Here is a 26,438-nt window from a genome sequence, read left to right on the forward strand (position 1 = left end):
GAATCCCGAGGACGCCCGACAGATTGCAGCAACCTTTTCGATTAGGCGCGGATACAATGGACAAGCAGGCAGACGACTGCCGCCGGAGGACAAGGAAATGCCTCCGATTCCCATCAGAATGACAGGTGATCCATGCGATGAAAATCAGGAAACGATATAGAAGGAATACGGATACCCGCAAAAGGCTGGTATTTATGACGAAAATGCTGCTTTGTGCCGCGATCGTCGTTCCCCCGCTTTCTTGGAGTGCGGGGGAACCTCTCGCAAGAGCGGCGGCAACCGGTACTGTCGCAGCGGCAGCGAACTTGAGCCCGGCCCCGCAGGAGCTAAGAAGCTTTGCCGAGGAGACCGTGCGGCGGCTTGCGGGTACCGCCCCGTTTACCGCCTGGTCCGACGCGAAGACGATCATCGAACCGCTCGGACCGGGCACTCATAGCTGGCTTGTCTCCGTCCAGCCGAGCGGCGCCGCTCCGGGTTCCGCCACATCCGGATACCTGATCATTTCGGCAACGGATAGCGGAGAGTACATGCTCGTAGAGTATGGAATCGGTCCGGAATCGTTGTATAATTTGTCCGCATTGTTAACAACGAAACCGTCGGTCCAGACCAAGACGCAATCGGCAAACAAGATGAAAATCGAAAAGCTGTATGCCGGTCCGACTCTTGCTCTATGGAAACTGAGCAGCTTGGATTCAAAGCTAGAGCCGGTGCAATTCTTTGATGCCGCAACTGGCGAACTGCTGCCGGAAACCTCCGACAGCTTGAAAAGCCAGGCCGCCGATTACTCGCCTCCGTTCCTGGCGGCGGGAAGCCGGAGGCAAGGCTTGTCCCCGGCAAATCCCGTTTATACCGGTTCGGGCTTCGATCCGTACGACAACATTTTGTGGATGACCAAAAAAGCGATGACCATCAAAAAGCAGTCCTTCGACAACCTGTTGCAAGCAGCCGAACGTCTGCTGTTCGTGTCCGCCGGACCTAAACGCACCTATTCCGTTCCTTTGCCTGTTTTCGGTTATCAAACATGGACTGCCGACCGCGACTCAATCACCTATGCGCTCACCGGTACCGAATCCTCCCCGCGTTGGATTGCGCTTGACGCCTTGATGGGCGCCGGATACTTTGTGCAATACGACGGAAACGCAGATCTTTAACCTTTCCTCCAGCCATCATAATCTTCCCCCTGTTCCGGCGTCAGCACCTCGCTGACGCTGGAGCAGAAATATATTCAGTTCTTCATTTTCAGCCACGCAAAAAAGACCGCCCTCCATGTCACGTAAAGACAAAAAGCAGCGATCTCATGAGTTGACTATTTCAAATTTGCCGTGAAGAATTCCGGCTCTCCCTCCGCCGTTTTCGCGGAAGTTGTCCGAACCAGAGCGATATCGAGAACGGAATCATCCCGAACCAGCGGCTTGACCACGATTCCTTAAGTCTGGCCTTTTCCTTTCGGATGTCACGCGGCGTCTCCACATAATCGACAACCCGTTCCGTAATGTACTTGACGAGCTCGTCCCCTTTTGCCATATGCGCAGCCCCCCTTAAGTAGCCTTGAAGTATTCTTATTTTGCACAGATTACGCGATTTATAAACAACACCCGGGAGGATGGAGAATCGTGTGCATGTTTTTCGGACAATGGATAAACCTATAAAAAAGAGCTCAAGTTAACCTCGATAAATTCGACTTGAAGGGTGATACCATGCGCATGACACATATAACGATCCTATTTGCCGCAGTGCTTTTCGTGACGAGCCTCAGTAATTATACTCCCTTCGCCTCCGCCATGGGCTTTAGCGACGACAATCAAAACGATTTCCGCCATGCCTTCCCCGAGCCGGTCATTCTCATCGATGTTGGGCACGGGGGTATCGACGGCGGCACTTCCTACAAACAATTTCTCGAAAAAGACATTAATCTCGCCATCGGGAAACGCCTTTATTTGGTGCTGAAAAGCCACGGATATCAAGCGATATTGAACCGCACGGGGGACTACGCGCTTAGCGACGACAACCGCTGGCATAACAGCCGCTCCAGGCATATGAGGGACCTGGCTCAACGCAAGGAACTGAGCAAGCAAGTGCCATCGGAGATCGTCGTCAGCCTGCACGTGAATTGGGGCCGGAACAAAATAAAACGGGGACCTCTGGTTCTGCATCAAAACGAAGGCAGAAGCGCCATGCTTGCCGACTTTATCCAGCACTCCCTTGGGGACATGTACGAGATCCGCGGAAACAGGCTCCCGGAACTGGGCAAGCCCTTCTACTTACTCAAGCACGCGGCCTGCCCGGCAGTCATCGTCGAAACCGGGTTTATCAGCAATGCCGAGGATCGCAGCATGCTCGTCAGTCCCATCGGCCAGCAAAAAATCGCGGACTCCATCTATGAAGGAATCGCCGCTTACTTTGCGGCTATCTAACTTGTCCGTCTCCCGCTAACGGAAACCACCGCCGTTATTTTCCATATCATCGCCCTTTTTCGGTTTTTACGGAAACCAGCGCCCTTATTTCCCCTTGAACTTGCTATTGGTCTGCAAAACCAGGCAAATAAGGGCTTACAGTTCCGTTAAAACTCCAAAACAACATATTTTCGTCCAATAACGGCTCTGAGTTCCGTTAAGGCCTGGGCCGTCCGTCCGGAGCCCACCGGTTTTTAAGCCGCATCCCGACCCTGAACCCAGGACCATCGTCTGGTGAAGGCCGTCCAGGCCAAATCGGCAAAGAACAGCAAAAACAACAACGGCCCGGCGATTTCCCACGCGGGTCTCAGGTGCTCGTAAGCCTTCTGCATCAACGGGTGCAGATAATAAAGGAACACAAGTGACAATACTCCCCAATAGAGCGAAAAGCGCACACAAATATGGCCTGAAATCTGCCCCTTTTTCCCCGAATAATCCCACCATTTTTTGCCGAACAGCCCGAAAAGCATAACTCCGCTCACATACTCGACCGCTGTAGGAATGGCGATGCAGAGCAGCATCCGCGGTACCGGGTGATGAACCCATCCGGCCGCCAGCAGAAGCAGCAAAGGCGCAACGCCGTACATCGGTTTATACGGCCCTTTCATGAAACCGTCCTTCCAGAACACGCCCGACGTAAAGAGACTATATACATTTTCCAGAACCCAGCCGAAAAACGAATAGGCCAGAAAATAAAAAAGCAACTCCGGGAGCATCATCGCCTCAACCGTCCTTCCGTATCCATATTTTCCTAAATCCATCCCCTCCTAGTATGACGGTCTCCGCCCACATTATGCGCACACTAAAAAGCCCCTTCCGCTAGTAACGGCCAGGGGCATGAATTCAATCTGGTTCGTCCATCAACTATTCGCCAGTTTTCGTATTTCCCCGGCAAGCCTTCCATTTACGGGATACACGCTTTCCAAGTAGTTCAAAATCGCCAGCGCCGATTCGGGCACGCGGCTGTATCCGAGCATCATTCCATCCAGAAGTCCGGCGAACAACGGAAATCTTTTTTCTAATCGACGTTCATTACCGAAGGGATCCGGAAAATAATTGGTCTCCCGCTCAAGCAGATGCAGCACGGACAGAATGGAGTCGATCGCGTGCCCCTGTACGAATCGGAGCGCCGACAGCTTTTCTCCCCTTGCGAAACGCAAAAGCCCGACATACAAATTGGTTAACGCTTCATTAAGCGCAAAATCCAACCCGCTTTTTCGGATACTCGGAATTTTTCCCGGATTCTCATTAGGAATGCTCTTCTCATTCGCCGCCGGACTTTTCCATACGATTCTTCCGCCTTTGTACGGGATATCTTTCAATTCCCACTCCTCGAAAATGGCATACTCTCCGTAAATTCCGTCTTCGAACAAAATTTTATAGCCGTCATCCGTATTCTTGAAAGAATAAGCTAATGGATGCACATCCTCCAGCCAATCCAACGAGTTCAAAAAACGTTCCTTCCGACCCGGCTCCGCGATCACGAAAAAATCAAGATCCGAGTACTCATCCATCCGTTCCAGCTCCGTCCCGACCGAACCCACTCCCAAAAGCAGCAGTGCTTCGCCCTTCCGTTCCAGCGATTTTCCGATCGCATCCAACCGGTCCAGCAGCATTTCTTTTCTTGTCATCATAATCCTCCTTATCGATGTCCAAATAAAAAAGGCCCAACCCCAAACGCATCGCGAGGTTGAACCCTTCGGTTACATTGCCTTCATTTTTTTACCAAAGTATCATGACTGATTGCATGATGTCAAGCGTAAGCAATTTTGCGCAAAAAAAGTCCCCGACGATACGATACCGTTCGGAGACCTGACGTTTATGTATGGTGCGGTCGAGAGGACTCGAACCTCCACGGGGGGTTAGCCCACACGGACCTGAACCGTGCGCGTCTGCCAATTCCGCCACGACCGCATAACCATCCGCGAAAAGATTATTTTCGCAGCGACAAGATATAACATACCACGCCTAGCCAAAAGAGTCAATCTTTTTTTTCGAATAAGGACAGCACGGCTTGAAACCGCTCATCCAACGCATCCCAGTTGGGGGTAGCGACACCCGACCGCTTTTTCCACTCCCGAAATCGGTCTCCTAAAGCTTCGATTTCGTAAGCCGAACCGTCGACCAGCCGGCTGACCGGCAGGAAATGATATATTTTAAGACCCAGTCGAAGCAACGCAGGGTGCTTACGGATGAAAGAAGCTTGTTCTGCGGGCACCAAAGGATAACCTTCCGCTTCCAGAACCCGGAAGCCTTCGTCCATGGCCGCCACGATTTGCCGCAGCAGCTTGTCGTTCCGGGCGATTTTTTTCATCTGGCGCTCATGGCTCACTGTCGCAAAACTCAACGCCAAAATAGGGATGATATGATTTTTCAGCCAAGCATCGATATGGTCATGATAAACAAGCTTGTACTTGGTTTTCGCGAATGCTTGATCAATTAAGGACTTAAAGGGAATCGGACCATCCAATGCGCCGAGCACCATTTGCCCGCCTCCCCCGCGAATCGAAATCGTCACCCCGTCCTTTCTTGTTCCCGCGCTGACCTGAAACCCGAATGCGATATTTTTTGGCGTGCGGCTGTGCTCCATTAGATAATTTTGCATGCTTTGAGCATCCGTATTATTCCCTACCAGCACGATGTTACGGCTCCGATTGCCGGCCAGAACGGGAAGCACTGCGGGAAAATCCGTATATTTCATGGCGACGAAAATGAGATCGTACATCTCGTCCTCTTCCAGCGCCCGGATGACGCGCACCCGATCCACCGTCGTTTTCCGCTGAAAATAATGACGGATAACAAGCCCCTTTTTCTCCAGTTCGTCCGCCCTTTCCCCCCTGGCTAATACGGTAACTTCATTGCCTCCGGCTGCAAGTACGTGGGCCAAATAACCGCCTATGACTCCCGCTCCATAAACCAACACTCTCATGTATTCATTCTCGCCTCCCTATGAATTTAACAAATGTTGAATAAATAACGGTTGTTGAATACAATGACAATAGCATCCGGCGGAATGAGGATTCAATCGGTAATCTATTTGATTTTGTTGAGAAATCAACAAAGACGCCCGGATTGTCTAATAAGGAACAAGGAGAACGAGATGGACAGACGAATTTTAAAAACGAGGCAGGCCATAATGGAAGCTTTTGTCGGGCTGATGGGAGAGAACGGCTTTGAGAAAATTACGATTCATGCCATTGCGGAACGCGCGAATGTAAACCGGGGCACCGTCTATTTGCATTTTACGGATAAGTTTGACTTGCTGGACCAATGCATCGATACTTACTTGCAATACTTGTACGAAAGCTGTATGCCCGACGGAGACGCAAGCATAGAGTCCGCCAAAGCTTTACTGCTCCGTACCTTCGAGTTTTTGGAAAGAAACGCCCCTGTTTACTCCACGCTCCTGACAGGCAAGGGGGCTCCCGCTTTCCGTAAGCGCATGAAGGCGTTGATGGAAACGGGAATTAAGGAGCATCTTGCAAGCTGCGATCTCAATCCGGGCGTACGCCAAGAAATTCTCGTCCAATTTCTGTCCGTTGCGGTTGCCGGTCTGGTGGAATGGTGGATTGAACACGCGATGCCGTACCCGCCTTCGGAAATGGTGGACCAATTGGTTCTCATGCTGGAGCGGAATTTGATTTGGCAGGGCCATCCTTTGCCGAAGCAATGATCGGCCCTGACTATTTCTAAGTGTAAACATTACGATTAACTCTCGTTAAAAAAAGCAGTTCTCTTCGAGAATGCAAGTTTTTCATTCGTCACTATTGGCGTCGTATTCCTTTTAAAGCTGCTCCTTCCATTTTTCCATATTGAGTTCGTGATTTATAAACGCAGCGGCGGAGGCCCCCATGGATGCGGCGTGGACCACCTGATATTTTTGCGAAGCCGCATCACCCGCACCATATACGCCTGCGATGTTCGTCTTTCCGAATTCGTCGACGATCAACATGCCGGATTCCGTAACGTTGCAGCCGATGGTTTGCGGTAAATCCGAACCCGCTGTCAGATCAGGTTTAAAGAAAATCCCGGTACATGGAACGATGGTGCCGTCTTCAAGCGAAATGCGGCTAACCTTTCCGTCAGTGGAATGAATTTGCGATATAGGGGATTCAAACAAAGGAACTTCATTGCGGCGAAGCTCTTCACGTTGTTCTTCCGTGAGTTCAGCCGGGCCGTTGGTACAAACCGTAATTCGTTTCGTCCAACCCGAAATCAACGGGGCAAGATGCATGACATCGGCTCCCTTGCAAATAATGGCCAGTAGTTCATTTCTTAATTCCCAACCATCGCAATATGGACAGACAAACGCACTTTTTCCGTAAACTTCAGCCAACCCGGGAATCGGAACCGGGCGATCCTTCATGCCGACGGCAAACAACAATTTTTTGGATGTAAAAATCCCCCCGTTCCCGGTCTCCATCCGAAAATGTCCGTCTTCCCCGCCAACCGTTACGACGGTATCTTCTACAATCAAGACTGTCGGGTAAACGAGAATCTGATCTCTTGCAATCCGCCGAAATTCTCCAGGCTTGATGCCATCACGGGTAAGAAATCCGTGAGATTCGCCTGTCACGGCGTTGCGAGGACTTCCCTCGTCCAGGACCAGAACATCTTTTCTCGCTCGGCCAAGCGTGAGAGCCGCGCTCAATCCCGCCGGTCCTCCTCCAATAATCGCTACATCGAAATGCCGGTTTTGTAACATTCGGAACCTCCAATGATTATTTTAAAGTTATTACAGATACATTATATCCGTAATTAAATATAAAATAAAGTCCATTAAAGTGAACTCTTTCAATCCAGAGCTATTGGCTCTGTTACTATGTCCAATTTATTTTTATAATCCGGTTAGAGTCTGCAACATTTTATAAAGGAGTGTAATTCATGTTCCGCGGATTATCTGCTTTTCCATTGACCCCTATGAATGAGACGGAAATTAGAGAAAAAGAATTCGTGAATCTGATTGAACGATTGGTTGCCGCAGGAGTCGATTCCATCGGTGCGCTAGGTTCCACTGGAAACTACGCCTATTTGACCCGGGCCGAACGTTTTCGTGTTTTACAACTTGCCGTCGGTTCCGCCAAAGGCATTCCCGTGATGACAAGCATAAGCGCGATTCGCACGGCTGATGTGCTTCGATTGGCGGAAGACGCACAAAGAGCAGGAGCAAGCGGAGTGTTATTGGCTCCTGTTTCTTAACAACCATTAACGTTTGAAGAGGTGTACTCCTTATATAAACAGGTGACAAGTTCGCTCTCTATTCCGCTTTGCGTGTATGATAATCCGGCGACTTCCCATTTTCATTTCAGCGATGAACTGCATGGCCAAATTGCCGGGCTCCCCCATGTACATTCCATCAAAATCCCTGGAGCGCCTTCTGATCCTGAAGCTACTAAAGCACGAATCAGCAAACTCCGTGAACATATACCTGCCCACGTAACGATCGGAATAAGCGGGGATCCGTCGGCTTCCACCGGCTTGAACGCAGGCTGTGAAACGTGGTACTCCGTCCTTGGCGGCTTATTTCCAAAGACATGCCTGAGAATGACACGTTTAGCTCTCGAGGGTCGTGTTGACGATGCGGATCAGCTCTCAGCCCAGCTTGAACCGATTTGGTCGTTATTTCGCCAATACGGAAGCCTTCGCGTTATTTCTGCTGCAGCAGAAATCGGTGGCCAGATTTCAAGTCCCAGTCTCCCTCTCCCCTTACTACCACTGCAACAGTCGGTCAAGGAGCATCTGAAGTCCGTACTTTTAGACATTGAATCTATTGAAGGTGCTTGAATGATTTGAAAAAACGGCAGTTTTTCAGGTCAATTCCCTACAACTGCCGTTAAAAAGAATAGTTATCCATGATACGACGGCTTTAACCGGTTCAGGACCGGACTTCCGTTAGCGTATCCGCCAACTCCCCTAATTTTGCGAGGATCGCCCGCTTCCGCTCTTCGCTTGGCTTCCGGTAATACAGCAGATCCCGTTTGGCCGCGATGCCCGCCAGTTCCACGTCCCAACCGCGACCGTCCGCCTCATCGAACACGACCGCATGACAGCTCTCCAGGCATGTTTCGATGGCGGCCATCATTTCCCTGCCCGTATCGTTGGATATCGTAAAGAAACGGTATTTGACCGGGTACCCCCATCGTCCCTTCAACGCTCTGACCGCATGTTCGAAATTCAAATAATGGTCCAGCCAGCTCTGCTCCCTCCGGCCGGGATCGAAAAATTCGGCCAGATGCTCCTGCAATCGGACTTCCAGCGCCGGGTGCAGCTGAATGAATTTTTTCAAATTCATGTTCCATCCTTCGAACCGTTGCACATCGAATTCGGCATCATGATAGAGATGGTAGACCGGCGCTTCCTTCGTGAAAACAAAGCGGGCCCCCGCCTTCGCCAACCGGTAACCGAACTCGCAGTCTTCAAGCCCCCAGCCTTGAAAGGCCTCTTCAAAGCCTCCGGTTTCAGCAAGCAGCGATCTCGAAAACGAAAGATTGCAGCTATAGCACAAATGCCACGCCGTCTCGATGCCGCCGAAGTTCTCGGAGAGCCGGTCCGCGACGTCGAGACGTCCGTCCCGCCTGTTCTCCAAATAGTCACCGGCATGAAGCTCAAACTCGGGGTCCGGCTTTAACAGCTCCGAAGCTTCCCGGTTCAAAAAATAACGGGTGCCGATAACGACGGCCTCCCGGCACCATTTATGAATGCGCAAATGCTCGGAGACGAAAAGCCGGGACGCCAGCTGGTCGCCGTCCATCAGCACGATGACGTCGCCGCTCGCTTCCGCCATTCCCGCATTCCTCGCTTGAGCGCGGGAAGAGTGCTCCGAACGTTCGATATACTGATAATTCAACGAATAATTCAGTTGAGGTTGAAGCGCTTGAAGCGCTTCTCCCGTCCCGTCGCTCGAACCGTCGTCGATGACGACCACCTCGAACGAGTCGCCCGGTTTCATTATCTGATGGTTCAAAGACTCTAAACACCGCGTGATTCGCGTCGAATCGTTATACGTCGGAATAATGATGCTGGCGATCATATCTGTTCCTCCCGGAATTCGGCATGCGAGGCCGGACGAGACCGGCCGCTGCCTGCCGTTGCATATTGTACGATCAAAAGTCCCGCCGCGCAGACCGCGAATGCGGCGCAAACGATGAAGACGGCGGGAAAGCCGAAGGCTCCCCCAAGGGTTCCCGCGATCGCCCCGCCCATGATCGATCCGACCTTGGACGTATTCGTGTACAGCGTTGTCGCCGTACCCGGCGCGTCCGGGAGCAAATCCTGAAAATACGACATGCCGATGCCCATGATGATCGATACGCCGAGCGCGCTTAGCAACTGGAGCAGTATAAGCTGCCAGATGCTGTCAGCAAAATACAAGCCGGCATAATAAAGAACGTTGACGGCAGCTCCGACGATCAACAGCGGCAGCTTCGCAAACCGCATCGACAAGTATCCGCATACCGCCAGGAGCACGATTTCGGCTGCAGCCGCGACGCTGAACAGCATCCCGGCCTGACCGTTCGTTCCATGCAAATGCCGAACGACGAGCAGCGGCAGCGCAATGAAGCTCGCCTGGCTGGCCAAGCCAAGCAGCACGAAGGAAACGGTCGATACCGCCACCTTCCTGTACGGCGGCTTCTCCTGAAGCTCCAGGCTGTTCCGTTCAATATGGTGCGCAGTGCGTTTGAATGAGAATAATACGATTCCAATCGCCGCCACATTCATCGCAGCCGCGGCCAGAAATAGCAGATGAAAACCCTGTAAGGAGATGAACAGCGTGCCTAAGGGCGGCCCGATCACCCATGCGATGGAAAAGCACATACGCAGCAGATTCATCCGGAAGGTTAACTTCTCCCGGCTGTCTTGTTCCAGCTGTTCCTTGGCGTAAGCGAACAACTGCGGGAACGAAGCGGACGATATGCCGAAAAAGACGACGGATATCCCTACCAGCAGCGCGTAGTAGCGGATGAAAACAAATAAAAAGTAACCGAGCGCGCCTGCCGCCAAGGAGCCTATAATGACGCCCTTTCGGCTCCATTTATTGTCGGAAAGTTTCCCGATGATCGTGCCGACGGCCACATTGGCGATTCCGAGAATCGTCATGAACCATCCCAGACGCTCGGCCGACATTCCCGCCTCCTGCATCGCGAATAGCGGCAGCAGCGGGAAGATGAACGAATGGGCGATCCCCATCATGACAATCGCGGCGGTCAACGGCCCCATCGCCCGAATGACAGGCCACTTCAGGCGCAGTCGCAGTACCGGCGCTACCGGTATTTTCATATCGCATCCCTCTGCATTCTTATGGTCTCAACCTCAACGTACGGCGGCCAAATCGGCCGCGAGCGGAACCAGCGCCTCCTTTTCGTGACGCCGCATGTCTTCCAGCAGCTGCTTCATCGCCTGAATCGCGACGCCGCTCTTCTTCTCGCGGTACACCATCATCATGAGCCTAAGCCGGCTGGACATCTCGGCGACCGGCTCATACGGCGCTTGAAAGGAGCGGTCGATATAGCCGTTCCGCTCCATATACTGAAGACGCTGCATCATGAGGACCTTGTGCTCCCATAGAATGTGAAACGGCCGTATATCATGCGCCGCATCGCCCCGGCCCAACCGGTCCAGGTACCGGAGCAGACAATCGTACACGTCCATGCCATACTTGAGATCCGCAGGCCTCTGGAAGCTTCTCCACCGTTCGGCCGTGCAGCCTCCATTCAAATACTCCGCCAGTCCGCTGCGGACATGATCCATATCGAAAGCATATTCCGCATCGGCATTGAAGCGGACCAAATATATATATTCGCGATGCTTTCCTTTTAAATCCACATCGTAAAAAGCCTCTTCAACGGCTTCCATCGGAACGCGGAACGTCTGGTATTTTTTCCCGCCCCGTTCCTGTTTGAATTCCGCCAGCTCGAACGTACCCTCATCCAGATCATATCCGATCACCAGCATTTGATGGGCGAACCGATTCGTCCGGTACAAGTGAAATCCCGGAATATGATATCCGTTCAAATAGAGCAGCACGTAATACCCCGAACGGAGCCATTCCGTCAGTTTATCCCGCAAACCGGCCTTAAAGCCGAGAAACACGTGCCGGGACAGCCGCTCGTTCTCCAGCCAGGGAATCGAATTCAAATAAGCGGAAAAGCCGACCGTACTGGCCCGGCCTTCACCTTGATTTAAAATCGTGTCGTTCACGTAAAAATTGAAAGGGACCGTGCTGTCCCGAAAATCGGGATAACAGTACAATTGGACGTAATTGCTGTACAGCCAGGGCAACGTCCTGTCATCCTGTCCCAAAATGCCGAGCAGATGCGCGTGATGCACATAGCCGGTGATGGCGGGGACTTCAAAAGGCAATCCGACTTTTCTCATTGGTTCCGTCCCCTTCTAATATGTGATGAATAAACTTCGCTACGCCGTCCTCGTCGTTCGTGCCGATCACCTGATCCGCCAATCGCGCGATCGCCGGATGGGCATTGCCGACCGCGACCCGGCGGGAAGCCGCCTCGAACAAACACCGGTCGTTCAGCTGATCGCCAAAAACGACGACCTCGGCCGCTGCTTCGCCCATCCCTTCGAGCATCGTCCGAAGCATGCGGCCCTTGGTCGCATGGATATGTGACACCTGCAGCGTCGAATAACCAGGGTTCAGTAAATCCTCGAACAGATGAAGCGCGAACGGGCCCGCCTCATCCTGTTCCAGACGTTCCCGGAACCGGCGTAATAGTTCGGTCTTCTCCACGAAAAACACGGTCGATGCCGACTGCAGCCGGTCAAAACGGGCGGCAATCCGCCATTTCTGCCCGCGCTTGTCCCGCTGCTCCAACACGCTCTGCTGCGCCCGGTTGACGGGCTGCTCGCAAACGAGAATGTCGGTGCGGCTGTCGTCTTCCCCTTCGCACACCGCGAAAAGGGGAAGCCCGTTGTCCCTCGCCATTTTCGCGATCGCCCCGATCTGGTCTTCCCGCAGCAAATTCGAGACGACATAATTTCCCGTCTTCATATCGACGAGATGTACGCCGTTGCCCACGATCGCGGGCATATTGAAATGAACCGAGCGAAGCAACGCGCTCGCGGACGAATAGGTACGGGCCGTAGCAAATGTAATCCGTCTGCCATCGGCAATCGCGGCGTTCAGCACATCCGCCGTATAAGCGGATACCGTCAGATCTGAGCGAAGCAAGGTCCCGTCCAGGTCGGTGACGAATAGTGTATCGCGATTCAGAAACCCCAATTGTTCCACCCTTTCAGGAATAAGCCCTTATTTTCAACCGCAGCTGCGGAAGTCCGTGGAAAGCTCTACCGCGAATCGCCGGGAGCGTCGATTCAACCGGAGTCACCTCCGCCCGCTGAAGCAGACAGCGGAAGACGACCTCCAGCTCCTTCAGGGCCAGATTCGTGCCCAGGCAGCTGTGAGAGCCAGCTCCGAACGTAATCAACGCTTTTTCCTCGCGGAACGGATTCCAGGAATCCGGTTCGGAATAAAAACGCGGGTCCCTTGAAGCGCTGCCCAGGCAGAGCTGGACGGGTGCTCCCGCAGGAATGGCCACGCCGTCGATTTCCAGCTCTTTCTTTGCGAATCGGAGCGTCGTGTGCAGAGGCGGCTGCCAACGGAGGGATTCCCTCACGATCGCCGGAACGATCGAAATATCGCTTCGTGCGCGCTCCATCATATCCGGATGCATAAGCAGCGAGTACATCACATTGCCGATGGACGCGACGGTCGTCTCCGTCCCTGCCGCCAGGAGCAGGAGCGTATGCCGGACCGACTCATCGTCGTTCAAGGTTCCTTTTTCCGAGGAAAAAGGACAGCCGCCGCCCGATATCGCCGCATGCGCATGGCCTATTCTCTCCACCAGCCGTTCGCTGGCCTGAAAAGCCAGTTCGAGGCTGGATTTCGGCGAATCCAAATAGTCGATAATCGGACGCAGCATATTATAGTACTCCCGGTCATGTTCGGCAGACAGCTTCAATATCGGCAGTACGATCCGCATCGGCACCAACCGGGCAAAGTCCGCGACAAAATCGACCTCTTCCTTCGCCAGCATTTCGTCAATGAGCGCTTCGACCACCGGCTCCATCAGTTCGGTTTCGTAGGCCCGGACCTTCTCTCCCCGGAACGGTTGTCCGATGATCGTTTTCAGTCGGCTGTGCTCCGGGCCATCCAGATCGACAATGGAAGGCCCGAACAAATGGCGGGTCGCCCTGAACGGATATTCCACCGTAAACAGCTCCTCCTTCATCCCTTGCCGCACGGCGTCGTAGGACATCAGGAAGTAGCTTTTATTTTTGGGGGACCAATGGACGCCGCCTTGATCCAGCCATTTCCGGTAGTGCGGCCAAGGATCGGCCTGCAGTTGCTCCGATCCGAAATCAAGATCGATCAGCTCCATCATAGGCTACACTTCGAACCGCAGAGGGCCGCGTCCCGCCACGAAATCGGACAGGCCGCAGACATCCCCCAGCCGTTCCCCTCTCGCCAGCGCGCTTTTCAGCTCTTCCTCGCGTTTTTGCAATATGAAAGCCGCCTTGAATACGACCGAAACATGCTCTTCCTTCATCAGCAGCATGCCGTCGGAATCGCCGAAGATCCAGTTGCCGGGTGCAATGACGGCATCTCCGATCGAGACGGTCGCCGGCACTTGCGCCGCCGGCACCTTAGCCGTTTTGGCCGACACGTACGTCACGGTCTTCGAGTAAACCGGGAGCCCCATCCTTGCTAGTGTGTCGATATCGCGAACCGCGCCGTTGATGACGAGTCCGCCCAGCTTTTGCTGCAAAGCCGCCGTGACATAAATGTCGCCGGCCAGCGCTTCGGATTCCGGCGATTCGTTATGGATAAAAATGACCGATCCCTCCGGTGCCTGGTCCAGCGCTTGCAGGCAGGGCAGCATATCGTTTTGGGTAATGACCGGGAAGACGGGCCCGCATACTTTCAACCCCGGCACCCGGGACACGAGGCCCAGCCCGTTCAACACCATCGTATATTGCGGCGCGGCATCCTGAAGCTGGGCGCAGCCGATAATCTCGAACTGCTCCTTTATATATGATATATCCATCGTTTTCGTCGTCATTTTTGCACCTGACCCCTTTCTTCAAGAACGGGTAGACATACTTTTTCGTACACGTTCTTCAGCGTATAGAAATCCCGGAGCGAATACTTCTCGATCCGGATATCCTCGCCAAGGATTTCCTCCAGGAACAAAATCATTTGCACCATGTTCAAAGAGTCCACCAGTCCCAACTCTTGCAGGTTGGCATTCTCATCAATTTCCTTGATCCCCGCCTCGGGGTTCAAACGGATCAGACAGTTCGTCAGCTCTCCATAAAAATATTGGCGTTCCATTTAAAACCAGCCTCCATCCGAATCAAAATTTTTATATGATCGCTTCTATTTCAAAAGAAGATCTTCAATCACTTGCAAGCCCTGTTTCAGCTGTTCCGCAGGCATCGTAATCGGCGGGGCCACTCTGACCCGTTGGCCGGTTATTCCCCCGGTGAAAATCAAGATCCCTTCTTTCAAGCATTGCTGCACCAGCTTTCTCGCCCCGTCATCAGGCAGGCCGAACGACAAGGACGGACCCATGCTGTACACGTCCGTTGCGGCTTGAGCTATTTCCAGCTTGCGAGCGAGCTCGGACAATTGTAAGCTCATTTGCCCGATTTGCTCCTCCAGATCGCAGGCCTCGAGATATTGCGCCGTCCGGTAAGCCGCCAAACAACCCAGCGCCGAATTTTGAAACGTGTGCGCCAAAGCGACAGGCATTTCGAATTCCCGATCGAATGCTTCCGGATAAACGACGGCGGAGAACGGATACAGGCCGTTCGTCATCGATTTGCTGTAAAGCAGCATATCCGGATTCAACCCCCGGCTTCTGGCGGGACTTAACTCACCGTGACGGTAGTAGCCGCATTGAATCTCGTCGGCAATCGTCAGAACGCCGTGCGCCTTCGCTTCCTGCTCCAACCGGGCGAGCCATTCCGGATCCAGCGGAACGTAGCCGTTCGCCCCTTGGACGGGCTCATAGATGACGCAGGATAGCTCGTCCCACCGTTCGGGCATTTCGCCCGGCTCCAAAAATACCACCCGCTGCTGCATGCCGTGAAGAAGCGGCGTATTTTGAATAGCGAGGTCCTTCTGCACGGAAGTGATGCTCAGACTGTCCAGGCCCAGACCGTGGAACGAGCCTTTCATCGCCGCGATTTTGCCCGGACGAATCCGCTGCGCCATCGATAACGCCGTCGATACGGCCAGACTGCCGCCTACCTGGAACAAAACTTTATGTTCCGGAAGCACCAGCTTGCCGCATAGCCAGTCCGAGAACAGTTCGGCTTCCTCGGGGTAAAAACAGGCGACAATGTCGCTGGCGTAGTCGTCGAACGGCTTGATCTCCGGATTGCAATGGCCGAAGTTGACCGACCCGTACGCACTCATGAAATCGGAATACGACTTCACCTTTCCGTCCGGTAATTGCAGATAAATGGTCGCATTGTCCGCTCTCGTTACCGTCATTCGCTCGCCGTACACGCCCGACTCGTTCAAATAGCTCAATCTTGAGCTTTTAAGCGTCGCTTTAATAGGACAACACTCCTTTGCTCGTATTCATCGCTTGTAGCGCTTTTCTATCCAGTTTCCCGTTCGGATTAAGGGGAATTTTATCTGCAAATCGGACCTCGGAAGGATACATATACTGCGGAAGCGTCTCGGCGCAAAAGGACAAAATGTCCTCCCGCGTCAGCGTTTTGCCAGCGACCGGCGTCAAATAACAGATCAGCTGGGTCAAACCGTCCGCCTTCACCGGGACAACGGCAGCCTGGTGAACATCGGGATGCGTCTCGATTCGGCGCTCCACTTCCTCGATCTCTACGCGGTTCCCCAGGATTTTTACCTGAAGATCGGCTCGTCCGACAAAATAATAGTTGCCCTGCTCATCGAAATACGCGACATCGCCGCTCTTGAACACCTTTTCCCCGGAGAGCGGCCTCAGCGGGTTTGGTATGAGCGCTTTGGCGGTCGCCTCCTCGTTATTCCAATAACCCGAAAAAAGCGTCGGCCCCCGCACCGCGATCTCGCCATGCACGTTAGGCTCGCGAATAACGCAGCCCTGCTCGTCCAGCAGCAGGATTTCCGCAAGCGAATGCGGTTTGCCGATCGACACGGCGTTTTCTTCCCGGCCGATCTCCGTTAACAGATGAAACGTGCAGGCGATCGATTCCGATTGTCCAAAGCAATTGATAAACGTCAAATTCGGAATGGCAGCGGCGATCGTCCGCAAATCCGCCATCGGAAAAGGCTCTCCCGCATACAGGATGGAGTCCAGGTGGTGCAAATCGCGAAGCTTTTCATGGGAGTGGCGAAGGACCAGAGACCAAATCGAGGGAACGCCATTCATTCGATTGACGCGCTTTTGGGCCAGATACTCAATAAACCGGATAGGGTGATGAACAAGAATGCGGGGAACTTGAACCAACGTATGGCCGCTGCCGAACGCCATCCCCATGTCCAGCAAGGAGAGATCGAACTGCAACGGGGAAATGGTTCCGACACGGTAGTCGGGTGAGGAAGAGCCCGCCGTTTCGTTCATTCCTTTGAAAAAGGATACGGCCGCCCCATGGCTCATCATAATCCCCTTCGGACGCCCCGTGGTGCCGGACGTAAAAATAATGTAAGACAAGTCCGTTTCCAACAAACGCATGTCACCTGCGGCTTCCGTCCGGACCGGAGCATCGAGCCGCAGCTCGCCATCCTCCAACAGGCCGTGACGCAGCTCCGGATGAAAGTCCCCGTGCACGCTGTTCGAATGCTGAACGTGCAGAACCGCGCCCGAGTCCTCGGCGATTTGACGCACTCTTTGACGAGGGGTGTCTGGCCCCACCGGAATAAAAACGAGTCCGGTCATCGAGCAGGCCAAGATAACAGCAATGGCATCCGGCGTAGGATCCAATTCCAACAGGACGCGATCGCCGATGCAGAGATTCGCTTTGCCGAGCGCTTCGGCATAATGCTCCGAGCGCTGCCGCAACTCGTCGTACGTCCACTCCGTTTCCCCATGAATAACGGCAAGCTTGTCCTTTTTTTCTTCGAACCGATCGAAGAAATACGCGTGAAGCAAATTCGGCGACACCGTATTCGACATCCCTACACCTCCTTTTACGAAATCCGTGCTGTGATACTCTTGATGAAAAAATAATAGTAAACGCGTGTTTATACAAGAAGAAAATGTTAAAATTACTATTATTTAAATTTATATTAAAATACTAACATAGGATATAAGAAGCTTGTCAACCATTATTTTCCATAAAATTTCGACCGGATTCGACTCTTTCCTTTCGTCTCGCATAATAAGCACATCCTCCAAAATCCAGGAATGCAAAAAGCTCCTTCATCGTCTCAAGGACAGATAAGGAGCTCATTCATACTGATGACGCGAATTTTAAACATTTTTATAACGATGCAAAAACAGGTTGGCACTTCCGGAACCTCATTTCGGGAGAGCATCAATCTCTTTGCATTCTGCGGTATTCGGTCGGGGAAAAACCGTTGCGCTTCTTGAAAGTTTTGCTGAACTGGTAGACGTCGGAATAACCGCATGCTCTCGCTATATCCGTGACGGAATCACCTGTGAAGCGGAGCTGGCGAAGGGCATGCTCATTGCGAAGTCGATCCAGGTACTCCTTGGGACTGCACCCGTACCGGGCTGCGAAGGTTCTACGTATATAAACGGGCGAGAAACCCGTCTCCTCCGCCAATTCGGTGATGCGAAACTCGGTGGCAAATCCCGTGTCCAGTTTCTCTTTGAATCTTCGAAGAGCCGCTGTTATTCCTTCCTCACCGCTGTTTCTTCCCCTTTCTTCCGCCGCCTCGTGTACCTCTTGCACCAAACGATACCAGACAGATTTCACGCGTGCCTCTCGTGCGAAATCTCCAGGTACCCATTCTCTCTCCGCTTCACGGAAAAGTTCTCCGATCTTACCCGTACGCTCACTCTGTAAAGGCAAAAGTAACGGCAGCCGCAGCCGTTCAATAGGCTCAGGGGCTTCCCATCCATTCTCGCTCTTTCTTAACGAAGCGCAATCAAAGAGCAGCATCGTCATACGGAGCGGATGATTCTCGGAGGACTTCATATGAAGAGGCAACCTGGGCCAAAGGTACACCAATGTACCTCCTCCTACTTCCACGTCCCCTTCCTCGAAACTGAAAATTCCCTTGCCGCTGTGGATGTAGTAAAAGGTTTGCCCGGACAATGTCTGCCGAATATCCTCCCAACCTGGCAGCGCCGGCTTGGCGAGTACCCAGTGTATATGCACGACCATATTTCCTAAAGCATATTCCATTGGTCTCCCCCTATCGATAATTGTATCATTTATGATAAATGATCAGGATTGGTTTTACCATTGTTCCTGCATTGCTGCAGATGCTACACTCCGAACATACAGACCAACAAATCTAAATACGACAAAAATAAATCATTGGAGATGATGAATGTGATCCGAACATTTCAGCAGCATCGGCTTAGGGAATGCCATTTTCTTGACGGATTATGGGATTTCGTTTTTGACAAGGATGATATTGGATTATCTGAAGAGTGGCACACAAATTTTCCTTCCGAGTATGATCGCATGCCGGTACCGGCCTGTTGGAATAACGAGCTCGGCAAGTTCGACTACGAAGGCGTGGCATGGTACCGCACTTCGGTAACACTAGACGAGAGCAGCCATTTGCGTCTATTGTTCCACGCCGTGATGGGACATGCGGATGTGTACTGGGATGGGCGGCATCTCGGATACCACTATGGTGGATTTACTCCATTTGACTTCACCATCCCTAATGCCACGGCCGGGGTTCACCAGCTTGTCGTCCGCACAGACAGCACGCTGGGGTATAACACTTTGCCGTACCACATTGTGGACTGGTTTCATTACGGCGGAATCATTCGGCCCGTAGAGGTACAGCGATTGCCTGATGTCTGGATCGAGGGGATGCGTATTACCTACGAAATGAGGGGAGATTCCATTGCTGATGTCCGAATCCTGCTCAAACTCCGCTCCATATCGGACACTCCAGTCGAAGTGCCCCTATCCCTCTATCGGAACAATGAGATATTCTTTGCTGACAGCGCTTCCCTTCCTGCCAACGGCAGTATGGAACTCGTCGTGGAACAAGCCTGGTCGGACCTCCAGCGATGGGAACCTGAGGATCCTGTTCTCTACATGATCAGAGCCGTAGCCGGGCATGACGATCGGACAGACCGCATCGGGTTCCGCACCGTGGAGACCCGGAATAAGAAGATTCTGCTAAACGGCAAGGAGCTTTATCTCCAGGGAGTTAACCGTCACGAGGAACACCCGGAATGGGGCTTCGCTTTCCCCAACAAATTGATGACCAAGGAGCTTGATATCATCCTGCAGATGGGCTGCAATACTGTACGCGGGTCACATTACCCCCAGAGTGAATACTGGCTCGATCTGCTGGATGAGCGAGGCGTACTCTTCTGGAGCGAGATTCCGATTTGGGGCGCAGCGTTCCCGGCGGAGCACACGGACGACCCGCTCTTCGTCAAACGTGCGATAACCATGATGGATGAGATGATCGAGCGAGATCTTCATCATCCCTCGATCCTGTTCTGGTCTGTTCATAATGAGATTGATACGCGCTCCAGGCAGGCCTATGAGTTGTCCGTCAAAATGACTGAACTCGTCAGGAGCAAGGATTCGTCAAGGCTGGTGGCTTACGCCACTATGCACCCTATGAATGACATCTGCCTCGGACTATTTGACGTTATCGGAATTAATTATTATGGCGGATGGTATTTCGGTCATGTCGAGTTCGAAGAGATGCTTGAAATCTTTCATGAACGCTGCAAGGAATATGGAGCAGAGGACACTCCGGTGCTTATGACCGAATTTGGCGGAGCAGGCGTATTCGGAGATTCCGGCTGGGAATCCCGTCTATTTAGCGAGGATTACCAGGCTGATATACTCAGCAAGTCCCTGAAGCTCTTCCGGGCCGATCCAAAGATTAGCGGCACCTATGTATGGCAGTTTGCAGATACACGAGCCCAACTGCAGAGTCATCTTCCCCACTTCAGGGACCGGGCACGTTCCTTCAATAACAAGGGGCTGGTCAACGAATATCGCAAACCTAAGCTTGCCTATCGTGTGGTCAAGGGCATTTATACCGGCCAAAACGATCCATACGACTGGGGTTCCACACTGAGATGATCTGTAAGGGCAACGGCGTTATGAAAAAAGCTCTTGAATCTCCATAAAAGGAAACTCAAGAGCTTATTCATTGTCAGTTAATGCGGTCGAGAGGACTCGAACCTCCACGGGGGGTTAGCCCACACGGACCTGAACCGTGCGCGTCTGCCAATTCCGCCACGACCGCATATGTTGATGTCGATGCAATGTTTTGCAGCAACGAAATAAATATTATCACGTATTTCATAGAGAGTCAACAAGCAAATGTTTATACTATTTTCTCGAAAGAATCATGATGATGGGGAGCTGCTTCATGAAAAAGCAATTTATTGACGCCATCCACGATCGTTCCCTGACCGACCTGATGCAAACAGAAAAAGCGTCCGTCAACGGCCGCTTTTTCTCGCACTTCACGCTATCTTTCCACGTGTCCACGCCCTGCCATGACGGCTTCCACTTCCTCTGCCGTCGGAAGTCCTTCCCAGTCTCCATGAGCTTGTACGACCAATGACCCGATCAAATTCCCGAGAAGCACGGCATCTTTAGGCGAGGATCCTTCGAGTAGTCCCGCCAGGAAACCCGCACAAAATCCGTCCCCGGCTCCGACGGGATCCACCGCACGCTCCTTCTCGACCGGAAAGAACGGCACTTCGGTCAGCACTCCGCCTTCAAGCAAATAAGTGATCCCCGGCCCGCCTTTGATTACGGTCACGGCAGAAAGGGCATTCAACTCGGGAATGATCTCGTCCAGCGTTTCTTTGCGGTAGAGGAGCTTCAATTCGTCTAAACCGGGCAGGAAATAATCCGCCTGCTCCGCCAGCGCGAGGAGAACGGGCCTTGCTTCTTCCCCGCTCCACAGCTTCAACCGCAGATTCGGGTCGAAAGACACCTTCGTCCCGTGCTTTTTGGCAAGCTCGACGGCTTTGAACACCGTGGCCCTGCTGGATTCCCCGATCGCGGCCGTGATCCCCGTGACATGAAGAATTTCGGCGCTCGCGATATATTCCTCGCTCAAATGCTCCGGACTCATGAATCTGGCGGCGGAATATCTCCGGTAATAATAAACCGAGCTTTTGCCCCCGATCTTTTCCCGGATCATGAGTCCGGTGGAAGCATCGTCCGCAAAACCGGCACGGGAAACATCGACGCCTTCTCCCCGAATCGTCTTGAGAATCCTGCGACCGACCGGATCGTTTCCAAGCCTTCCGAACCACCCCGCCCGGATCCCGAGCCTCGCGAGCCCGATGGCAACGTTGCTTTCGGCTCCGCCGAAGGACATTTCAAGCTCGCTGCCGTATTCCAAACCTTTTAAGCCGGACGGCATGAACAGTCCCATCGATTCTCCGAATGTGACAATCCGAGGCCCGCCGCCTGTTGACCGGAAAACTACCGTACCTTCTGCCATGCTTCGTTATCTCCCTTGTTTCCAAAATTCCGTTTCCGGAAATACAGATTCAACACGGTATTCCCATTCCCCGTCGGGGTGTTCCGAGCACTCCGCCCACGGTGCGCGTTGCGGTCTCAGCCGACCGGCAGCCGCCGTCCCCAATTCCGCATACCGGACCGTGGCCTCGTTTGCGGGATCATTCCAGTTATCCCAACCTAGCGGGTGGATATGTCCGCCCATTTTGCATTGCACAAACACCGTTTGCGCAAATTCCCGCCAAGGCCGTCCCAGATATACCGACTCGTCGGGAACACCGGAAGCCGCGGTCAGGAAGCAATCGCGAAACACATAACCGTGCTTCCGCCCATTAGGTGTAGAAGCTGCCGTGATAAAGCCGGCGCCGGCTTCAGCATGAACGAGACTGCGGATCTCGCAAGCCTCGAACACGGCCGTTGCGCCGCCGAAAATAAAATCGACCGTTCCCTCGATATAGCAGTTTTGGTAATACTGGCGGTACTCGGCATGATGCTCCTTCAAAGTTATCCCGCCAAATACCGCCCTTTCCCGGGGGGCCGGGGGCAAAGGACCCGTGAATAGCGTATCCTGATGCCCCTTGAACGCGCAGTTTCGAAACACGGTCCTGTCGCAATGCGCGTACACGGCGACGGCCTGGCCGATATCCCGGCCTTGTCCGGCCGTATTGGATACCGTGAGATTTTCGACTACGAGATCGCTGCCGCCTAGAAATAACGTCGGCGTCGCAAACGTGCCGATTTCCTCCCCGTTTTCGTCCAACTCCTTGGCATAACGATTCATGGTTATCTCGACCTTGCCTACGCCTACGATCCGAAGATGCGAGCGGTAAATCTTTACCGTTTCTTCATACACCCCCGATAGAATGTACAACGTTGCCGGCTTCACCGAAGAATCCCGTTCCAGTGCGTCAACCGCATCCTGGATCCTGCCGTAATCGCAAAAGGGGGCTTTGCCTACAACAACGTCATTCATGGCATCCGCTCCACCAGTTCCTCCGGCTTGGAGGTGTTTTTCGATCTGCAGTCCGTGATTTCCACATCTTCCCCGTTCTCGATGTAAAACGCCGGACCCTCGTGATTTTCAATCGTAACTTGTCTGAACCGCACATCGCGCACATTCCCCAGATAAAATCCGCGCCTTGCCATGTCCTCGATCCCCGCCATCATCGCCGGGCGGCCCGGGATGGCGTTTACCGCCATCGAGATATCGATTTGGTCGAACGTAATCTCCGAAATGTACTGTTCCGCAAGGCCGTACAGAAAACCGGCGGAAGCGTGGACATTGCGAGCGGTGATGCCGGAAAAATGAATGCGGCGGAAATTCGGCGTTTCCTCGGTGACCGGGTACGGATTTTTGTCCCAAACGTACTTATCCTTGCCGCGCGGTCCGCAAAAATAATAGAGATTCATAATGAACGGGCAAATCACGTCTTCCATCACAATGTTGCTGATCCGGATATCTTCGACAATGCCCCCGCGCCCGCGGCGGGATTTCAACCGGATGCCGCGATCCGTTTGCTTGAAGATGCAGTTGGATATCGTCACATTTCGGATATTCCCGCTCATTTCGCTGCCGAGAACGACCCCGCCGTGCCCGTGAACCATCGTGCAGTTCGTGATCGTAATATTTTCGCACGGAATCCGGTCGATCGTATCCTCGGTCCCGGCTTTAATAGCGATACAATCGTCGCCCACATCGATATTGCAGTTGCTGATCCGGACATTGGTGCAGGATTCCGGATTGATTCCGTCCGTATTCGGCGAATCCGCGGGATTATAAATCGATAAATTGTCGATCGTGACGTCATAACAGCTAATCGGATTGACGGTCCAACTCGGGGAATTCGTGAGCGACAGATCCTTGAGCGTCACCCGTTTGCACCGGTCAAAGCTGATCAGCTTCGGGCGGGGATAAGAAAGCTCCTCCGGACGATTTCGGTGCATATCCCACCAAGGCTCCCCGTTTCCGTCAAGTTTGCCGCTACCCGTTACGGACACGTTCACGAGATCCTCGCCGTAAACGCAAGAAGCATAGACTTGCCTCTTTACCCCTTCCCACCTGGATTCAACCACCGGATAATCATCCGGATTCGTACTGAAGGACAACACGGCGCCGGGGTCGAGACGAAGCTCGACATTGCTTTTCATCAATATGGCGCCCGTGAGGAAGGTACCGGCAGGGATCAGCACCGTGCCGCCGCCGGCCTCGCTTGCCGCCGAAATGGCGGCCGCGATCGCTTCGGTCGCCTTCACTCCGCTGTCCCGAAGCGCTCCATAATCGACGATGTTATACATGCACATTTTGTTTATTCTCCGATCTGTTCCAAAGGGATTCCAACTCGACGCAGGCCATGACGAAGGCGCCGACCCCGTGCAAATCATTTTTTACTTTCGGGCGGGTCACGTAATTGTCGTAATCGCCTGCGGAGGTGCCGATACAGATGTCAGGCATGACGAACCGGTCCTTTTCGTCCCATTCGACGACACGGATCAACCCTTCATATCCTTTCTTTGCGGCATTCAGCGCATCTTCCCCGACAATTCCAAGCTGTACCGCTTTGACGATCGAATATACGAACAGACAAGAGCCCGATGTTTCCAGCCAATTGTCCGGCCGATCGCCCTTATCGACGACCTGGTACCAGAGCCCGCTCTCCGGATCCTGATACCGGATAAGCGCGTTCACAAAGTCATGCAAGGCGCTTGCAAGTTCCTCTCTTCCCGGTTCGTCCGCAGGCAGTTCATCCAAAAATTGCGATAAAGCCAGGCCATACCACCCGAGCGACCTGCTCCAAAATTCCGGAGAGCATCCGGTCTTCGGGTCCGCCCACGGCATCCGGCGGCTTTCGTCCCAGGCATGATACAATAACCCGGTTCGTTCATCCTTCATATGTTTTCGCATCAGCCGCTCCTGATGAAGCACCGTCTGCCGCAACTCCGGCTCCCCGAACGCTGTCGCATATTTAAGCGAGAACACGCCCGCCATATAAAGTCCGTCAAGCCACATTTGATACGGGTATTTATCCTTATGCCAATACCCGCCTTCGGACGTTTTATTCAATGTCAGCAGCAGGTTTCTCAGCTTCTCTGCGGCAATCCTGTATTTTGCCTCTCCCGTACGCTCAAGCAGCTTGAATAGAAGCAGCCCCGCCTGTACGGCATCCAACTCATCTCTGGCAAAATAGAAATTCCCCTGCTGATCCACCAGATCATCCACATATTCCCGGATATATTCAATATAACGATCTTCCTGAACCGCTTCCCAAAGCAGCTCCATCCCGCACAGGAAAACCCCTTGGTGGTAATGCCAGCGGTGAGCGGGGGGCAGGCTGCCGGCCGCGTAAGTGTCCATTAGCGAATCGCATGCCTTTCTCGCCCATTCTATAGGTGTATCCGGACGAAGAACTGTCATTTCCAAGCTCCTTCCAATGTTTTTTAGCGTTAGTTCAAAAAGTCATCTTTTCTAACTACCCTTTCATCGATCCCAGCATGGCTCCTTTGGCAAAGTGCTTCTGCAAAAACGGATAAACCATCAAAATCGGCAGTGTGGCGACAACGATAACGGCCATCTTGATCGTCTGATCCGGCGGCGGAACCGTTCCGTCCAACGTCGCGCTGTGATCAAGGCCGCTGGCAAGTACGACGATCTGCCGCAGCAGCACCTGGATCGGCCATTTCACGCTGTCATTCAGGTACAAAATCGCCGACATATACGTATTCCAATACGTAACCGCATAAAACAACGAGATCGTGGCGATCGCGGGCATGGATAACGGCAGCACGATTTTGAACAAAATGCCGAAGTCGCTGCACCCGTCGATTTTCGCGGATTCCTCCAGTCCCTCCGGAATATTTTGAAAAAAGTTTTTCAGAATGATCATGTTAAACGCGCTGATCGCCGACGGAATAATAAGCGAGGCAAAAGTATCGATCATGCCGAGCTCCTTGACGACCAGAAATGTCGGGATCAGTCCGCCGTTAAACAGCATCGTGAATACGACCAGGAAATTGATCGTTTTGCGTCCGTCCAGATCTTTGCGGGCCAACCCGTAGGCCATCAACGCCGTCAGCAGCATGCTGAACAGCGTTCCGATAAACGTAACGCCGATGGAAACGCCCATGGCTCTAAAGATCGTATTCGTCGAAAAAATAAATTTATAGGCCTCCAGGCTCCACACCTTCGGAATCAACACGAATTTATTGGCAGCCAGCTCCGCGCTCGTTGTGAAAGAAGCGGCTACGACATGAATAAAGGGAAGCACCGTAATCAGTGCGACGATAGCCAGCAGCGTAAAATTGATGGCGGCGTAAATTCGGCCACTTATGGATCTGTCTTCTACCATTTGGATTCCTCCCGCG

At 52.9% G+C, this 26,438-nt stretch carries 24 protein-coding genes, 2 tRNA genes and 1 pseudogene; 5 read left to right on the forward strand and 22 right to left on the reverse strand.

Annotation, left to right across the window (positions count from 1 at the left end; all coding sequences use genetic code 11):
- The first annotated feature begins 137 nt into the window (after positions 1-137).
- Positions 138-1,151, forward strand: a complete 1,014-nt coding sequence (locus ACSFXJ_RS17185) for a hypothetical protein (RefSeq protein WP_435921596.1) — start codon at positions 138-140, stop codon at positions 1,149-1,151.
- A gap of 160 nt (positions 1,152-1,311) precedes the next feature.
- On the opposite strand, the gene ACSFXJ_RS17190 is transcribed toward ACSFXJ_RS17185, so the two are convergent.
- Entirely contained in the window at positions 1,312-1,524 is a 213-nt protein-coding gene (locus tag ACSFXJ_RS17190) for a YqzE family protein (protein ID WP_435921597.1), read from the reverse strand.
- Positions 1,525-1,703: 179 nt separating this feature from the next.
- On the opposite strand from ACSFXJ_RS17190, the gene ACSFXJ_RS17195 reads away from it, so the two are divergent.
- Positions 1,704-2,414 carry an N-acetylmuramoyl-L-alanine amidase family protein gene (locus tag ACSFXJ_RS17195; protein ID WP_435921598.1) on the forward strand — a complete coding sequence of 237 codons (711 nt, stop codon included), beginning with the start codon at positions 1,704-1,706 and terminating at the stop codon, positions 2,412-2,414.
- 233 nt (positions 2,415-2,647) lie between these two features.
- Here ACSFXJ_RS17195 and ACSFXJ_RS17200 read toward each other — a convergent pair whose 3' ends face one another.
- The 4 genes from ACSFXJ_RS17200 to ACSFXJ_RS17215 all read right to left on the reverse strand — a co-directional run bounded on the left by ACSFXJ_RS17200 (position 2,648) and on the right by ACSFXJ_RS17215 (position 5,382).
- A complete protein-coding gene (locus ACSFXJ_RS17200) occupies positions 2,648-3,214 on the reverse strand; it encodes a putative ABC transporter permease (RefSeq protein WP_435921599.1) in 567 nt (188 codons plus the stop codon).
- A 99-nt stretch (positions 3,215-3,313) separates the two neighbouring features.
- Positions 3,314-4,084: a hypothetical protein gene (locus ACSFXJ_RS17205; RefSeq protein ID WP_435921601.1), complete on the reverse strand. Its 771-nt coding sequence runs from the start codon at positions 4,082-4,084 to the stop codon at positions 3,314-3,316.
- 195 nt (positions 4,085-4,279) lie between these two features.
- Positions 4,280-4,367, reverse strand: a tRNA-Leu gene (locus ACSFXJ_RS17210).
- A 67-nt stretch (positions 4,368-4,434) separates the two neighbouring features.
- The gene (locus ACSFXJ_RS17215) at positions 4,435-5,382 is read right to left on the reverse strand and encodes a ketopantoate reductase family protein (protein WP_435921603.1); all 948 of its coding nucleotides are present in this window, start codon (positions 5,380-5,382) and stop codon (positions 4,435-4,437) included.
- Positions 5,383-5,553: 171 nt separating this feature from the next.
- Between ACSFXJ_RS17215 and ACSFXJ_RS17220 the strand changes: the two genes are divergently transcribed.
- Positions 5,554-6,126, forward strand: a complete 573-nt coding sequence (locus ACSFXJ_RS17220; RefSeq protein WP_435921605.1) for a TetR/AcrR family transcriptional regulator — start codon at positions 5,554-5,556, stop codon at positions 6,124-6,126.
- A gap of 111 nt (positions 6,127-6,237) precedes the next feature.
- On the opposite strand, the gene ACSFXJ_RS17225 is transcribed toward ACSFXJ_RS17220, so the two are convergent.
- A complete protein-coding gene (locus ACSFXJ_RS17225) occupies positions 6,238-7,158 on the reverse strand; it encodes an NAD(P)/FAD-dependent oxidoreductase (protein ID WP_435921607.1) in 921 nt (306 codons plus the stop codon).
- Between the two features lie 179 nt (positions 7,159-7,337).
- Here ACSFXJ_RS17225 and ACSFXJ_RS17230 point away from each other — a divergent pair.
- Positions 7,338-8,237 (forward strand): annotated as a pseudogene (locus ACSFXJ_RS17230) (dihydrodipicolinate synthase family protein).
- A 91-nt stretch (positions 8,238-8,328) separates the two neighbouring features.
- Here ACSFXJ_RS17230 and ACSFXJ_RS17235 read toward each other — a convergent pair.
- The 10 genes from ACSFXJ_RS17235 to ACSFXJ_RS17280 form a co-directional block, all read right to left on the reverse strand.
- The gene (locus ACSFXJ_RS17235; RefSeq protein WP_435921608.1) at positions 8,329-9,483 is read right to left on the reverse strand and encodes a glycosyltransferase family 2 protein; all 1,155 of its coding nucleotides are present in this window, start codon (positions 9,481-9,483) and stop codon (positions 8,329-8,331) included.
- Positions 9,480-10,730, reverse strand: a complete 1,251-nt coding sequence (locus tag ACSFXJ_RS17240; protein ID WP_435921610.1) for a sugar efflux transporter — start codon at positions 10,728-10,730, stop codon at positions 9,480-9,482. The genes ACSFXJ_RS17235 and ACSFXJ_RS17240 overlap by 4 nt, the downstream gene beginning before the upstream one ends.
- 33 nt (positions 10,731-10,763) lie before the next feature.
- Entirely contained in the window at positions 10,764-11,828 is a 1,065-nt protein-coding gene (locus ACSFXJ_RS17245) for a hypothetical protein (RefSeq protein ID WP_435921612.1), read from the reverse strand.
- Positions 11,803-12,690 (reverse strand): HAD-IIB family hydrolase, encoded by an 888-nt coding sequence (locus tag ACSFXJ_RS17250; protein WP_435921614.1) that lies wholly within the window; start codon positions 12,688-12,690, stop codon positions 11,803-11,805. Before ACSFXJ_RS17250 ends, ACSFXJ_RS17245 begins: the two co-directional genes overlap by 26 nt.
- A 13-nt stretch (positions 12,691-12,703) precedes the next feature.
- Positions 12,704-13,852: a cytochrome P450 gene (locus ACSFXJ_RS17255; RefSeq protein WP_435921616.1), complete on the reverse strand. Its 1,149-nt coding sequence runs from the start codon at positions 13,850-13,852 to the stop codon at positions 12,704-12,706.
- 3 nt (positions 13,853-13,855) lie between these two features.
- Positions 13,856-14,530 carry an RraA family protein gene (locus tag ACSFXJ_RS17260; RefSeq protein WP_435921618.1) on the reverse strand — a complete coding sequence of 225 codons (675 nt, stop codon included), beginning with the start codon at positions 14,528-14,530 and terminating at the stop codon, positions 13,856-13,858.
- Positions 14,527-14,802 (reverse strand): acyl carrier protein, encoded by a 276-nt coding sequence (locus ACSFXJ_RS17265; RefSeq protein ID WP_435921619.1) that lies wholly within the window; start codon positions 14,800-14,802, stop codon positions 14,527-14,529. The genes ACSFXJ_RS17260 and ACSFXJ_RS17265 overlap by 4 nt, the downstream gene beginning before the upstream one ends.
- A 45-nt stretch (positions 14,803-14,847) precedes the next feature.
- Complete coding sequence (locus ACSFXJ_RS17270; RefSeq protein WP_435921621.1) at positions 14,848-16,008, reverse strand: aminotransferase class III-fold pyridoxal phosphate-dependent enzyme; 1,161 nt, start codon at positions 16,006-16,008, stop codon at positions 14,848-14,850.
- A gap of 22 nt (positions 16,009-16,030) precedes the next feature.
- Complete coding sequence (locus tag ACSFXJ_RS17275) at positions 16,031-17,593, reverse strand: amino acid adenylation domain-containing protein (RefSeq protein ID WP_435921623.1); 1,563 nt, start codon at positions 17,591-17,593, stop codon at positions 16,031-16,033.
- Positions 17,594-17,954: 361 nt separating this feature from the next.
- Positions 17,955-18,791 (reverse strand): AraC family transcriptional regulator, encoded by an 837-nt coding sequence (locus ACSFXJ_RS17280; RefSeq protein ID WP_435921625.1) that lies wholly within the window; start codon positions 18,789-18,791, stop codon positions 17,955-17,957.
- Positions 18,792-18,935: 144 nt separating this feature from the next.
- On the opposite strand from ACSFXJ_RS17280, the gene ACSFXJ_RS17285 reads away from it, so the two are divergent.
- Positions 18,936-20,678 carry a glycoside hydrolase family 2 protein gene (locus ACSFXJ_RS17285; protein ID WP_435921627.1) on the forward strand — a complete coding sequence of 581 codons (1,743 nt, stop codon included), beginning with the start codon at positions 18,936-18,938 and terminating at the stop codon, positions 20,676-20,678.
- A gap of 81 nt (positions 20,679-20,759) precedes the next feature.
- Here ACSFXJ_RS17285 and ACSFXJ_RS17290 read toward each other — a convergent pair.
- The 6 genes from ACSFXJ_RS17290 to ACSFXJ_RS17315 form a co-directional block, all read right to left on the reverse strand.
- Positions 20,760-20,844, reverse strand: a tRNA-Leu gene (locus ACSFXJ_RS17290).
- Positions 20,845-21,072: 228 nt separating this feature from the next.
- On the reverse strand, positions 21,073-22,062 hold the full coding sequence (locus tag ACSFXJ_RS17295; RefSeq protein ID WP_435921629.1) for a sugar kinase: 990 nt from the start codon (positions 22,060-22,062) through the stop codon (positions 21,073-21,075).
- A gap of 6 nt (positions 22,063-22,068) precedes the next feature.
- On the reverse strand, positions 22,069-23,052 hold the full coding sequence (locus tag ACSFXJ_RS17300) for a pectinesterase family protein (protein WP_435921630.1): 984 nt from the start codon (positions 23,050-23,052) through the stop codon (positions 22,069-22,071).
- On the reverse strand, positions 23,049-24,380 hold the full coding sequence (locus ACSFXJ_RS17305) for a glycoside hydrolase family 28 protein (protein WP_435921632.1): 1,332 nt from the start codon (positions 24,378-24,380) through the stop codon (positions 23,049-23,051). The genes ACSFXJ_RS17300 and ACSFXJ_RS17305 overlap by 4 nt, the downstream gene beginning before the upstream one ends.
- Entirely contained in the window at positions 24,367-25,431 is a 1,065-nt protein-coding gene (locus ACSFXJ_RS17310; RefSeq protein WP_435925791.1) for a glycoside hydrolase family 88/105 protein, read from the reverse strand. Before ACSFXJ_RS17310 ends, ACSFXJ_RS17305 begins: the two co-directional genes overlap by 14 nt.
- Before the next feature lie 115 nt (positions 25,432-25,546).
- Entirely contained in the window at positions 25,547-26,422 is an 876-nt protein-coding gene (locus ACSFXJ_RS17315; protein WP_435921633.1) for a carbohydrate ABC transporter permease, read from the reverse strand.
- Positions 26,423-26,438 lie beyond the last annotated feature (16 nt).

This window comes from Paenibacillus salivarius (assembly GCF_051307165.1).
GTDB lineage: Bacteria > Bacillota > Bacilli > Paenibacillales > Paenibacillaceae > Fontibacillus.